The 13,376-nt window shown below is 45.6% G+C and carries 7 protein-coding genes; 4 read left to right on the forward strand and 3 right to left on the reverse strand.

Annotated features, from left to right (window positions below):
- Window positions 1-4 precede the first annotated feature (4 nt).
- Window positions 5-1,018, reverse strand: coding sequence for an aspartate carbamoyltransferase (locus JV36_RS0112680; protein ID WP_032095200.1), 1,014 nt, complete (start codon window positions 1,016-1,018; stop codon window positions 5-7).
- Between the two features lie 116 nt (window positions 1,019-1,134).
- A complete protein-coding gene (locus JV36_RS0112685; protein WP_235207840.1) occupies window positions 1,135-1,779 on the reverse strand; it encodes a TetR/AcrR family transcriptional regulator in 645 nt (214 codons plus the stop codon).
- A gap of 119 nt (window positions 1,780-1,898) precedes the next feature.
- Between JV36_RS0112685 and JV36_RS0112690 the strand changes: the two genes are divergently transcribed.
- The 3 genes from JV36_RS0112690 to JV36_RS0112700 all read left to right on the forward strand — a co-directional run bounded on the left by JV36_RS0112690 (window position 1,899) and on the right by JV36_RS0112700 (window position 7,346).
- Window positions 1,899-3,161 carry an efflux RND transporter periplasmic adaptor subunit gene (locus tag JV36_RS0112690; protein WP_235207841.1) on the forward strand — a complete coding sequence of 421 codons (1,263 nt, stop codon included), beginning with the start codon at window positions 1,899-1,901 and terminating at the stop codon, window positions 3,159-3,161.
- On the forward strand, window positions 3,161-6,313 hold the full coding sequence (locus tag JV36_RS0112695; protein WP_032095171.1) for an efflux RND transporter permease subunit: 3,153 nt from the start codon (window positions 3,161-3,163) through the stop codon (window positions 6,311-6,313). Before JV36_RS0112690 ends, JV36_RS0112695 begins: the two co-directional genes overlap by 1 nt.
- A gap of 334 nt (window positions 6,314-6,647) precedes the next feature.
- Window positions 6,648-7,346, forward strand: a complete 699-nt coding sequence (locus JV36_RS0112700) for a DUF2982 domain-containing protein (protein ID WP_032095172.1) — start codon at window positions 6,648-6,650, stop codon at window positions 7,344-7,346.
- 73 nt (window positions 7,347-7,419) lie between these two features.
- On the opposite strand, the gene JV36_RS0112705 is transcribed toward JV36_RS0112700, so the two are convergent.
- Window positions 7,420-10,557: a hybrid sensor histidine kinase/response regulator gene (locus tag JV36_RS0112705; protein ID WP_032095173.1), complete on the reverse strand. Its 3,138-nt coding sequence runs from the start codon at window positions 10,555-10,557 to the stop codon at window positions 7,420-7,422.
- A gap of 517 nt (window positions 10,558-11,074) precedes the next feature.
- Here JV36_RS0112705 and parC point away from each other — a divergent pair.
- Window positions 11,075-13,360, forward strand: coding sequence for a DNA topoisomerase IV subunit A (gene parC, locus JV36_RS0112710; protein WP_032095174.1), 2,286 nt, complete (start codon window positions 11,075-11,077; stop codon window positions 13,358-13,360).
- The last annotated feature ends 16 nt before the right edge of the window (window positions 13,361-13,376 follow it).

The following is a 13,376-nucleotide window of genomic DNA, read 5'->3' on the forward strand; positions in this document are numbered from 1 at the left end:
GTAATTACTTACTCTTATTGCTGTACCAAACGACGTCACGTTCGTATTTTGTGACCAAGTGCTCCACACCAAGAGTGAGGGCAAATAAGGCCATTCTTACCAACACACCATTATCGGTTTGTCGGAAAATGGCTAGGTTTGGATTAAGGTTTAAATCGTTATCTAGCTCGTTGGCTTCCATACGAGAATCTCGCGGAAGTGGATGCATAATGACGGTCTTAGACTGAAAGTGACGTGTGTAAATCGATTGATTTAACCGAAACTTTCCGCGGTATTTATTGGCTTCATCTTGTGAAGGGAATCGCTCTTCTTGAATACGAGTTTGATAGCAAATGTCCGCATCCATGCTGCCTTCTAGGGTATCGGTGATAGTAAGTTGATGACCCGCTTGCTCAATAGCATCAATGACAGGTTGCGGCATGGCTAATTCTTGAGGCGATATTAAGGTAAAACGAACATTATTAAATAAACACAATAAACGGGATAATGAATGCACGGTTCTACCGTAGCGCAAGTCGCCTATCATAGCGATATGAAGCCCATCGATACCTTGGCCGTTGTATTCTAACTCACGTTTAATGGTAAATAGGTCTAACAGGGCTTGGGTAGGATGTTCATTTGCACCATCGCCGCCATTAATTACGGGGACTCGGCTTCCTTCAGCAAATTCAGCCACAGAACCGGCCGCGGGATGTCGCATGGCGATAATATCTGAATACCCGCTTAATACTCTTGCGGTATCGTACAGAGACTCGCCCTTTGCCAGCGCTGAACTCGACATTCCGGTCGTTTCTCGCACTTCACCACCTAACAAGTTGAAGGCGGTACCAAAACTCACGCGAGTTCGGGTACTGGGTTCAAAAAAAAGGTTACCAAGAATGGCGCCTTCTAATACCGTCGTGCGTTTTTCTCGTCTTGCATAAGGTTGCATGGAATCGGCTACTGAGAACACCTTCTCAATGGCCTCCCGATCGAATTGATTAACCGAAAGAATATGGTTACCAGTAAAGTCAGACATGAGCCACTCAATCATTAACGAAAACGCCGCTAGTGTATAACAAACCGCGGTATAAGTAATCTTTCAGCGGCAAACTCTAAGCGTAATTCGCGCATTTGTTTCGTGAATCGTTGTGACTACTTATTGCGATAATGCGTAAACAATACTGCTATTTTTTCTGCTGCTTGGCCTACGTGTTCGTTTATGTGTGTATCGTTCATTGCAGGGTGAATGCCGCATAGCAGCATGGTGTGAAATTCGCCTTTCAATAGTGCGCAGTAATCAATGGCAAGTTGATTCGCTTTCTCTTGAGAAATGTCACCTTTGCCCAACTGCCAAATTGTATGACCAAGAGCGTCTAGCGAGCGTTTCGGGCCGGCTTGATAAAATAGTGACGCCACGTGAGCGTTATTAACAGCCTCGGCAATGATCACCCTAAATATACCCACGGTCTCGGGGTCTTGAATAAGACGTATATATTGCCTGCCAATTTTATGAAGACACTCTGTAATGTTTGACTCGTGTGGCGCTGACTCAAAAGCTTCAGGAGTATCGAGCTGATATGCTCTGCACTTAGAGGATATGGCCGATTGAAAAAGGACGTCTTTACCATCAAAGTGAGAGTAAACCGTTTGCTTTGAAACGCCAGAGGCTTTAGCAATGCCGTCCATAGACGTCTTAGCAAAGCCATCTTTCAAGAAAAGTCGTGATGCAGCCTGTAAGATAAGCCGAGATTTCTCTTCACTTTTTGGCCTACCTTGTTTTTTTATTTGCGACACCATGATCCTCGCTTGCGAAATAAAAGAATATAACGAATAAATAATATCATACTGGACGGTCTAGTTTTTATATACTAGCATCGCATTATGCATTTGCAACCATCATCACTGAGTGTAAAAACATGAATATGAATTCTGCTGACACCTCGTCAACAGCAAGTAAAGCATCCCTATACGTTGCAATCGTTGTTTTCACTGCCGCGCTGGTGCTGTTGTTGGTAGCAGCTGGAATAGGTAATGCCGCGCAGACACCTCAGGCGAGAGCGCCCATGTCTGTCGCTACCGGTACAGTAAAGGTGCAACAGCAGTTTGAAACGCCAATTAATGTCTTCGGCTTAGTTGAATCGCCAAAAGCGACCTCGCTGTCATTTGACACTGGCGGTCAAATAGAGGAAGTGTTGGTTGAAGAGGGTGATGCTGTGTCCAAAGGGGATGTTGTTGCTCGGTTAGACACTCAGCGCTTAAGAGCAGAGCAAGAAGAGCTTAATGCCTCCTTAGTGCGAGTAAAGGCAGATTTAAACTTAGCTAAAATCAACAACGATCGCACTCAATCTCTCGTTGACAGAAAACTAGAATCTGCACAGCGTCTTGATGAAACAAACGCCTCTCTTAGTGTGGCCAATGCGAGGGTAGACGAGATTGAAGCATCCCTTAACTCAATGAATGTGGCACTTGATAGAGCCGTGCTTTACGCACCGTTTGACGGTCAAGTTAACCGACGCTTCTTTGATGACGGAAGTGTTGTAAACGCCGGGACCGCGGTCATTGGTATTACGAGCAACGAGCAATTTCAAGCTCGCTTTGCAGTGCCGGCGGATATTATCGACCAGTTTGATATTGGTGAGCCTGTCATCATTCAAATTGGTGAGCAAAATGCAGCGGGCTTGGTCACCCAACGCCTTGCTGTGAGAAATATACAAACCAGAACGGTTGATATTCTGGTAACCCTGAACAGCAATGACAAAGTACGACCTGGTGATATGGCTATTTTGTTTGGTGCGCGCTCGCACAATGAAGAAGGTAGCTGGCTACCTGTGACAGCATTAAGCAACGGGCTACGTGGCCTATGGCGGGTATTTGTATTAAGTGATGCAGCGCAAAGTGAGAGCGGCACAGCGCTTGAAGCAAGAGTGGTCGAGGTGGTTTACACCGATGGGAAAAACGCCTTCGTCCGTGGGGCGTTAAAAGACGGCGACCGCTATATAGTAGACGGTACACACAAACTTTCCCCTGGACAGCGGGTATCCGCAGCCAGTGCGTCAACTCAAACGCAGACACAAACAGAGCGTAAACCTTACTCTGAGCGCAGTGCGCTAGAAAGTGGTGTTCAAAGCGGTGTTCAAAGCGGCGGTCAAAGCAGCGCGCAATACGCTGGAGTACAGTAATGAAAACGCCTCACGTTGGTGTAAGTAAAGACTACCCGTGGTATACGCTTTTTTATCGTCGCGGACATCTGCTGGTATTAAGTTTGGTGATCATCATTGTCGCCGGGCTATCAGCGCTAGGCTCGTTACCTCGTATTGAAGACCCTAGGATTGATACGCGCAATGCGCTAATTATCACCCAGTATCCAGGGGCGTCGGCAGAGCGTGTAGAAGCGCTTGTCAGTGATGTTTTAGAGGACAGGCTGCGAGAAATATTTGAAATCAAAGAGGTAAAGTCTACATCTCGGGCGGGGATTTCAGTCATATTAATAGAAACCCAAGATTGGGTTGATAACAGCACTAACGAAGAGCTATTTAGCGAGATTCGAGATGCGATTGGGGCTGCGTCAGCGCTTTTCCCTGAGGGTGCCTTAGACCCTGTCTTTGATGAAAAGCGCGGGGCAACCGCCTTTACGTTGCTACTTTCCCTTCGTGCCGAATATCCAGACACAACGCCTATTACAGTCATGTCTCGCCTTGCTGAAGAGCTTACCGATCGTCTTAGAAACGTTAACGGCACTGAATTAGTTAGGGTATATGGTGAGCCTAACGAAGAAGTGAGCGTTAGCGTAGACCCCATTAAGTTAGCGGCTACAGGCTTAACGCTGCAGCAGGTTAGCACTATTATTCGCAATGCCGACCCCAAGTTGCCCGCAGGCATGTTAAACACGCAACAGAGCAACTTACGCTTTAGTGTGGGCGAGGGGCTCACCGGCGTTGATATGATTGCATCGGTCCCATTAGTCAATCGCGACGGTCGCTACTTGCGCGTTGAAGACATTGCGAGCGTCACTCGTAGTTACAGTACGCCACGCAGTGAAATTGCATTTTTAGATGGCGAAGAATCTATTTTTGTTGCAGCTAGAATGCAGCCCTCATTACGCTCTGATGTGTGGACTCAAAATGCCCTTGCAGAAGTTGAGCAGTTTAATCGCGATTTTGGCGGCACGCTTACCGCGTCAGTCGCTTTTGAGCAAAACGAATACACGGCCACCCGTTTAGCCGATTTATCAATGAATTTGTTGATGGGTTGTGCGGTGGTGATGTTGGTTATTTTACTATTCATGGGCTTTAGGGCTGCATGGATTGTGGGTTTAGCGCTTCCGCTATGTGCATCCTTCACGTTGTTCTCGCTGAGTTTTTATAACGAACAAATTCATCAGATGTCCATTTTTGGCATGATCATCGCCATCGGTCTTCTCATTGATAATGCCATCGTAATAACAGATGAAATTCGACTCAATTTACAAGACCCTCAGCTTACCCGAGTAGGGGCAATGGCGAAAAGTGTGGCGCATTTATTCGCGCCGCTACTCGCCTCAACGTTAACAACGGTGTTGGGCTTCATGCCAATATTTTTGCTGAATGGGAACATTGGCGACTTTATTGGGCCTATCGCTATTAGCGTGGTAATGGCCCTAATTGGCTCCTTGTTTATCTCTCTTACAGTTATTGCTGCGCTGGCAGCCCGCTTTTTACCGAAAAACGACGGCGCTTCATTGGATACAACGAAAGCTGCTGGCTCCTCGTGGTGGCAGGTGGGCATTCAGGCACCGGCGTTAACGTTAGCTTTCAGCCGCCAGCTAGGACGCTGGATAAAACAGCCGAAGCTCGTTATTTCAGTTATTTGCATACTGTGCTTATCAGGTTTTGCCCTGTCTACACGCTTAGCGAATGTGTTTTTCCCCAGTGCCGACAGAGACCAGTTTGAAGTGTATCTGTGGACGAAAGAAGGCAGCAGTATTAACAACACTACCGACTATGCGTTGAATGTTGATGCCAAAATTCGCCAGTACGAGGGCGTTAATCAAGTCACTTGGTTAGTGGGCGGTTCGGCGCCTTCGGTGTATTACAATCAAACCATGACAAGAGATAATATGCCGTATTTTGCCAATGCGGTGATAACCACCAACACGGTTGAAGGGGCATCATCTCTCGTTGGTAAGCTGCAGCAAGATTTAGATAGCGCATACCCAGAAATTCAAATTGTGGTGAAAGGGTTCGGGCAGGGGCCGCCCATTGCTGCGCCGGTGGAAGTCGAGATATTTGGGCCCGACCTAAACGTATTGAACGAGTTAGGAGAGCAGGTAAGAGCGCTGATGTCAGAGGTTGACGGCATTTCTCAATCAATCGCCAGCATTTCTATGGGCGAGCCAGAACTTAACGTCGTTACAGATAGCGATAGCTTGTCGTATTTAGGGATATCTTTGGCCGATCTTGCTGCGCAGATGCAAATTAACTTCTCTGGGATCACCGGGGGATCAGTTTTAGAAAGTACTGAGGAGGTTCCCGTCAGAGTGAGGTTGGCTGAGTCATTTAGACAAGATGTCTCCGGTGTCGACGCTATGCCCATACCTGTGGCTAATGATAGCGCCCTCTCATGGTCACCTTTGGCGGCCGTGACATCGCTTTCGCTAAAGCCGGCTACTAGCAGTATTACCCGTGTTAACGGCGAGCGCCTTAATCGTATTCAAGCATTTTTATTACCCGATGTACCGGCAATAGATGCGAGCAATACGTTGAGAGAGAAGCTCGATGAGCATTTGGTGTTACCCCAAGGCTATCGAATACATTTAGCAGGAGATGCCGATGAACAGCAGCAAGCGTTAGGTCAGCTTGGGACTTACGCGCCGGTATTGTTGGTATTAATGATTACAACGCTTATTCTCACTTTCTCAAGCTTAAGAATGGCAGGGGTGATTGGGCTAGTCGCGATTTTATCCGTTGGTCTTGGTATGTTCAGTTTGTGGCTTTCCGGGCTCCCCATCGGCTTTAATCCGTTGCTTGGCTGCGCCGGACTTATCGGGGTTGCTATCAATGGTTCTATCGTGGTGATAGCAGCAATTAATGCTAACCCGCAAGCTAAGCAAGGTGACACGAAAGCCATAGTGGAAGAAACAATGAGCTGTAGCCGACACATATTATCGACTACATTTACAACGGTGGGTGGACTCATACCGCTATTGTTATTCAGTGAGGGAAGTTTCTGGCCTCCACTGGCTGTTGTTATTGCGGGCGGCGTGGGTTTCTCGGTCATTCTATCTTTGGTATTTACCCCAACCATTGTGGCCGCATTTAAGCGCAATCAGCACAAAAGGTTAGTGAGTGAATAATACAACGCCACAGGCTGATTGGTCTAGATATCAACGGATTTGAGTAACAATGTGTTTAAAAGTAATGTGTTTAAAAGTAATGTGTTTAAAAGTAATGCGTTTAAGTAGTAATGAGCTTAGGTAAACTATCTGTTTTTAAATCGCGTATATAGAAACTATCTCCACGTCAGCACGTTAGGCGTGATGCGATTGTACATTTTGTCATAGGAAGCGTTGGCACATATGCAAAAAAAGCCTTTTCTTTTTTCCCGCTGGTGGAAGACCGATTGTGCTAAGTGCAAGCGTGTACGCTTATACCTTCTTTGGGCCGTTATTATGTTGGTAGTGTATTTTTATGTCTGGCAGTAGTGCAGAACCCATTTATATTAGAGCCGCTTCTAAAAGCAATGGTTTAACGAGCATTGTGATCGGCTGCGTGGGGTTAGTTGTGTCTGCCCTGTGGCTTAGCTTTCTTCCCGAATGGCTGTTTTTGGCGGGTATCTTCATGACCAGCGCAGCACTGGTGTGCTTACTTATCGGTTACTTTAAAATACGTGAACCTAACTACAGCTTAGAAATTGCTAAAGACTACATCACCTACCGACACCGGTTAGGCAGCTGGCGTATTCATTGGGATAATTTACAGCGAGCTGATTGTCCACGTATTCGCCACGGGCTTGATCAGGTGGCGCTTGAAACCGTGGGTTTTAAGGTGAAAAGTTATACCGACTTTTTAAAAACCATTTCACCGCGCCTTGCCACTCACTTGCTCATGGAGCAACGTCCTTTGCTGCTGCACAACTCGGACAGTAATTGTGCGACGGGAAGCTGTTACGAACAATCTATGTTCGACGACAAGCACTTTGTTTTAGAAGATGGCACCCCTATCACCGGTATCAAAGCAATGTTGGCTCACCGTATGGTAGAGCTTAGAAAACGTTTGGGCTACGATATCTTCATAGCAAGCTCTGAACTTGATAGAGAAGCCGTAGATTTCGCTGCATTAATTGTTCAGTGTCAGCACGCACGCTCTGCTCCTGTTGAAGAAAGCTGAGGCTTTCACTGAAAAGAGCTGAGGCTCCTGTAGAGAAAAGCAAAAGTCTCTGCCCTGATAAAGCGCCCTAGGGTTAATGCAGGGCGTTAACGTTGTTTTCTTCAATGATTTTTTGCGCCTCTTTAACTAATGCCAGCAAAAACTCTTCAACCAAATCTGTATGTTTTAGTTTAAGGGCTATTTCCAGTTCTTTGGCTAGGTTTTGTAGCCGTGGTAAACCGGTATAGCAGCAGGCTCCATGAAGTTTATGCACTTCAGCAGAGAGTTCGTCAAATGCAAGCCTTTCCATTTGCGACTCTAGGGCATGTAGGGTATCTGGCAGCATTGCAATGAAGTCATTTAATAACTCTTTTGCCGCGGCTTGGTTTTGATTTGCACGCTTTAGGGCCAGCTGCCAATCTACCGAAGGGAAGGTAAGTTCGCCTGGCTCTATGTCATGACACCACGACTTGATTAAAGTGAGTAACGAGTCAATTCCAATAGGCTTAGCTAGGTAGTCGTCCATCCCCGAGGCAAGCAGTTTTTCCTGTTCTTCTTTTAGTGCATGAGCAGTAACAGCCACAATCGGTGTTCCCATATTCATGGGCGATTTACGAATTTCGCGAGTCGCATGAACACCGTCCATACCGGGCATCTGTATATCCATCAAAATCAGGTCAAACTCTTGGGTTTGACATTTGTTAACGGCATCTTGCCCGCTAATGGTGGTAGTTAATTCTATAGCCGAATCGTCAAGCCAGGTATGAAGAAGCTTTAAGTTCATTTCTATATCGTCCACCGCGAGCAACCTTGCTCTTGGCAATGCATTTATTTTTTCTTTAAGCGGATTAACCCCAGAAATAATTTGCTCTCTCATCAAACTGTCTAGTTTGGTGATCGTCATAGGCATTCGAATTTGGGTGTAAAAGTGCTGGTATAAATTGGGATATTTCATAAATGGATCTGGACCCGAATACCACAACACCCTATTTTTAGCAGGAAACTCGACGAACTTACGCAAGTGCTGCAGCCTTGAGTCTATATGACTGACTGGTGTGGTAGCCATTATGTAATCGTACTGACCATTGAGGCTGCTGAGATACTCGATAGACTCAGCGCAGGTGATTTCTGCACCCATCAATTTGAGAATTTTGGCACTCGCTTGTCTGGTGGCGGGGATAGGATCGAAAATAACCACTTTTTTACCCTGCCAGTCAGGATTGGAAGAGAGTCCATACTTCTGGCTAAGTTGATTCATTCTTAACGATACATTGAATATAGACCCCTGCCCAAGGGTACTTTTAAGAGTGAGCGTACCGTTCATCATATTGACTAACTCACGACTAATAACAAGACCAAGACCCGTGCCTTGATAATTCCGGTTTAACGCATCGTCTACTTGGGAAAATGCATTAAACAGCTTTTTCTGATCCTGTCGGCTTATACCAATTCCTGTATCGCGAATAACAATATTAACCTCGTGAATGCCGTGGTCGAGCGCGCGACCGCTTACCGACAAAGTAATGCTTCCTGAGGACGTAAATTTAAGGGCATTGCTCAGCAGATTATTGAGTATTTGCTTTATTCTAAAGACATCACCTAAAAGCTTTTCCGGTAGGGGAGCAAGTTCAAAAACAAACTCTATACGTTTGGTATGCGATGACTTAGCCATTATTGCCACCATTTCTTCAAACAGCTTATTAGGCGAAAACGGTTGGCTATTTAAGCTTAACTTGCCGGCTTCAATTTTTGAGAAGTCGAGCACATCGTTAACAATGGTAAGTAGATTATCGGCAGCGGTATTAACAATTCGCACCTGCTCTTGCTGATCCGGAGGAAGGGAGGCGTTATTTAGCTCTTTACTAAACCCTAAAATGGCATTGAGTGGGGTTCTAATTTCATGGCTCATATTTGCCAAAAACTGAGATTTAACGTGGCTGGCCTTAATGGCGTCTTTTCGAGCAATGTCTAACCGTACGTTTTGCTCTTCAATTAACTCCATATTGTTGTGCAAATCGTTGGTGGCCTGCTCTACATCATATTCTAGCTGCCCACGACTTTTCTCCATTAGAGCAATAGAGAACAAGCTAGCCTCAAGGAAAACACCAATTTGAAAGCAGTAGGTTGTGAAATCGTTCACAGGCGCCACACCCAGTAAACTCAACATGCCCACAACGGCCCCAGTCGCTAATAACCCCCAAGCAAAAATAAAGTACCTCGCAGGTCTAAACTTATTAAAGTAAGCTTCAAAACCCGCAGACACATAGCTTAATATTGAGACCAGTCCCACGCCATAAACTAAGTTGTTCTTCCACATCGATGGCAATAGGTCAGCAAAGCAAACAACGCCGATGATGGTTTGAGTAGCAAGCATTAGCTGCAATATGGGGTGTAATGTTGGAGCGTGCCTTTCGCTTTCTAAAAACGTAATGGTAAATAGGCCAGAGGTAATGCCAATGAAGACAAAAATAAGCTCTGTATGCCCTACCAACCACGCAGGAATACCGTATGCAAAAATAAAGTGTGTGTGGCCTCCCCAGACTACCTGCCAGAGAATAACGGTGCAGATATAGCCAACGTAGGCAATAACACTTTTTTCTTTTACTCCGAAATAGAGTACCAAGTTATAAATAGCGAGAATTAACAAGCCACCATAAAATACACCCCATAACAGACTATCAATCTGAAAATAGCGGCCGTGCTTTTCGGCAGACTGCGCGCGCAGTGGAACAATAATACTGGAAGACTGACTTTCAACGCGAATGTAGATGTCGACAGGGCTCGCGGAATCTATCTGAGTTTGCAATGTAGGTATGCGAAAGCGCTGCTCTTTTTGTAATTTGCCTTGATGGCTTTGCGCAATAATATTACCGTTTTGAATAAGATAAAAATCAACTTTATCCAGCTGGCTGAAATTAATGGAGAACACCCAGTCAGATTCGTTCGATACATTGGTTACCGATTTGAGAAGCCAAACTGCGTTGTCTTGAAATCCAAAGTTGGGGTTTTTGCCTGAATGGGCTAAAAAATCGTTCTTACGCCGAGCAATATCGCTGATACTTAGCTGATAGTTAGTTTCGTATAAATAGTATAAAGAATCAGAGAGATCGAGCGTACTATTCTCGTCATATAACTGTTCAATATGCTGGGCACGGGCACCAGAACTGAATGAACAGCAAAGTGCGGCAGTCACAATACAAAAAGTCAAAAGCAAAGTGCGAAAAAAAGGCATGACCTACTATTCTTCTTTTAATTTTATATAAGGGCGTGTTGATCTTTGCTGTACGAGTTTTGGGCTAAATGGAAGTATTTTAATCGCGAAACAGTCCTGTAGGCTTAGTGGGCTAAGTCAAAGGGCTGTGCCAAAGAGTAAAATGCTTCCATAACGCCCCCTTCGGGCAGGGCCTGTGAGCTATTTACACTGCCTTGAATGGTTTCGATTTAGCCCGCTAGACCTTCAACCATTCGCCTTGTCTAAATAGCTCACAGACCCTGCAAAAATGTACAGCAAAGATTAACACGCCCTATTAAACCACTGTTTTCTTTGTATAACAAAGAATCGCCAGTAATGATAAGCCTCCGTCTTTTTTATTAGTTCATTTATTCGTATTATTTGCACCGACAAGCGGTTTACCCCACAATGAAGTTATACGCTCTTGTACTAACCCAAAAAGGCGTGCTATCTCACTTTTACTGCGACCTCGCAAAAACAAGCGCATTGGTATTAATAACAAAACGAAAAAATTATCATGAGTGACGAGATCATTATTAGTAACGACGGTGTGGAACAGCTCCCGATGAGACGTTTCACGGAAGATGCTTATCTTAACTATTCTATGTACGTAATCATGGATAGGGCGCTTCCCCATATTTCTGACGGTTTAAAGCCAGTACAGCGCCGTATTATTTATGCAATGTCCGATCTTGGACTCAGTGCCAACGCGAAGTATAAAAAGTCTGCGAGAACCGTAGGTGACGTACTTGGTAAATTCCATCCTCACGGCGATTCGGCTTGCTATGAAGCCATGGTACTGATGGCACAGCCGTTTTCTTACCGTTATCCGCTGGTGGATGGGCAAGGGAACTGGGGAGCACCTGATGATCCTAAATCTTTCGCGGCTATGCGTTATACCGAAGCTAAGCTATCTCGTTTTGCCGAAGTACTATTAAATGAGATAGGCCAGGGCACCGTTGATTGGGTACCAAATTTTGACGGTACCCTAAACGAGCCTAGTACGCTACCTGCGAGACTGCCCCACATACTCCTTAACGGTGTAACGGGTATTGCAGTAGGAATGGCGACAGATATCCCCCCTCATAATGTGAGAGAGCTGGCAACGGCCTGCGCCATGCTGCTCGATAACAGCAAAGCAGATTTAAACGACGTGCTCGAGCATGTTCAAGGGCCAGACTATCCCACAGACGCAGAAGTGATCACGCCGAAAGCAGATATTCGCAAGCTTTATGAAACAGGGCGCGGCTCAATAAAAATGCGAGCGGTGTACCACGAAGAAAATGGTGATATCGTCATTACGGCATTGCCTCACCAGGCGTCTGGCGCCAAGATCTTAGAACAAATTGCGTCGCAAATGCAGGCGAAAAAGCTGCCTATGGTGAGCGACTTGCGGGATGAGTCTGACCATGAAAACCCCACACGCCTTGTGGTCACACCTCGTTCGAATCGCATTGATGTACTGCAGCTTATGCAGCATCTATTCGCCACCACCGACTTAGAAAAGAACTATCGCGTAAACCTCAACATGATTGGGTTAGATGGTCGCCCTCAAGTAAAAGATTTACGCACTATTTTGGCTGAATGGTTACAGTATCGAAAAGACACGGTAACTCGTCGGATACAGTATCGATTAGACAAAGTACTAGCCAGACTGCACATTCTAGAAGGCTTACTTATTGCCTTTTTAAATATTGATGAAGTTATCGATATTATTCGCACCTATGATAAGCCAAAGCCAGAGTTGATATCGCGTTTTGGTTTAAGTGACACGCAAGCTGAAGCTATTTTAGAGCTCAAACTTCGCCATCTTGCCAAGCTTGAAGAATTCAAAATTAAAGGTGAGCAAGAAGAACTGGCGGCAGAGAGAGATAAGCTACAAACCTTATTAGGCTCTGAGCGACGCTTGAAAACGCTGATTAAAAAAGAAATCTTAGCCGATGCAGAAAAGTACGGCGACGATAGACGTTCGCCAATCATTGAGCGCGGCGAAGCAAAAGCATTGTCTGAAAAAGAGCTAATACCTGCCGAATCAGTAACAGTGGTATTGTCCGAAAAAGGTTGGGCCCGCTGTGCTAAAGGCCATGATATCGATGCTGAAGGGTTAAGTTATAAAGCGGGAGATGGATACCTCGGTAGTGCAGAGGGTAAGAGTAATCAACCTGCGGTATTCATGGACTCGTCAGGACGCACCTTCTCTTGTGATGCCCACGGTCTGCCTTCTGCACGGAGTCAGGGCGAGCCATTAACCGGACGATTTAGCATTGTAGGTGGCGAGTCATTTGAACACGTCATCATGGCTTCAGATGAAAGTAAGTTTTTAGTGGGGTCTGACGCCGGCTACGGCTTCTTGGGAACGTTCAAGGACATGGTGAGTAAAAACAAAGCGGGTAAAGCTTACCTGTCGTTGCCAAAGGCAGCGAAGGTCATGACACCCATGCCGGTTAGTAACCCAGATTCTGACCTTTGCTTAAGTATTTCTAATGAAGGCCGTATGTTGATGTTCCCGCTTCGAGACTTGCCGAGTTTAGGCAAAGGCAAAGGCAATAAGCTCATTAATATCCCTTCAGCCAAGTCTCAGGCAAGAGAAGAGTATGTAAAAGTACTTACCGTTGTGCCTGAAGGCGCGTCAATTAAAGTGGCTGCCGGTAAACGCAATATGACCCTATCGGCTGAAGATTTAACCCATTACCAAGGCGAACGAGGACGAAGAGGAAATAAGTTGCCAAGAGGGTTACAGCGTGTAGATAACGTAGAGGTTGTATTCGAAAAGAGTGATAACCAAGACGAAAACCTACTATAAATTTTGTTGTTATCGT

Source organism: Alteromonas sp. LOR (assembly GCF_000753865.1).
Lineage (GTDB): Bacteria > Pseudomonadota > Gammaproteobacteria > Enterobacterales > Alteromonadaceae > Alteromonas.

Bases quoted from the DNA above. Each gene is read 5' to 3' on its own strand.
- JV36_RS0112680 (WP_032095200.1), bottom strand. From the start codon at position 1,018: ATGTCTGACTTTACTGGTAACCATATTCTTTCGGTTAATCAATTCGAT.
- JV36_RS0112685 (WP_235207840.1), bottom strand. From the start codon at position 1,779: ATGGTGTCGCAAATAAAAAAACAAGGTAGGCCAAAAAGTGAAGAGAAA.
- JV36_RS0112690 (WP_235207841.1), top strand. From the start codon at position 1,899: ATGAATATGAATTCTGCTGACACCTCGTCAACAGCAAGTAAAGCATCC.
- JV36_RS0112695 (WP_032095171.1), top strand. From the start codon at position 3,161: ATGAAAACGCCTCACGTTGGTGTAAGTAAAGACTACCCGTGGTATACG.
- JV36_RS0112700 (WP_032095172.1), top strand. From the start codon at position 6,648: ATGTCTGGCAGTAGTGCAGAACCCATTTATATTAGAGCCGCTTCTAAA.
- JV36_RS0112705 (WP_032095173.1), bottom strand. From the start codon at position 10,557: ATGCCTTTTTTTCGCACTTTGCTTTTGACTTTTTGTATTGTGACTGCC.
- parC (WP_032095174.1), top strand. From the start codon at position 11,075: ATGAGTGACGAGATCATTATTAGTAACGACGGTGTGGAACAGCTCCCG.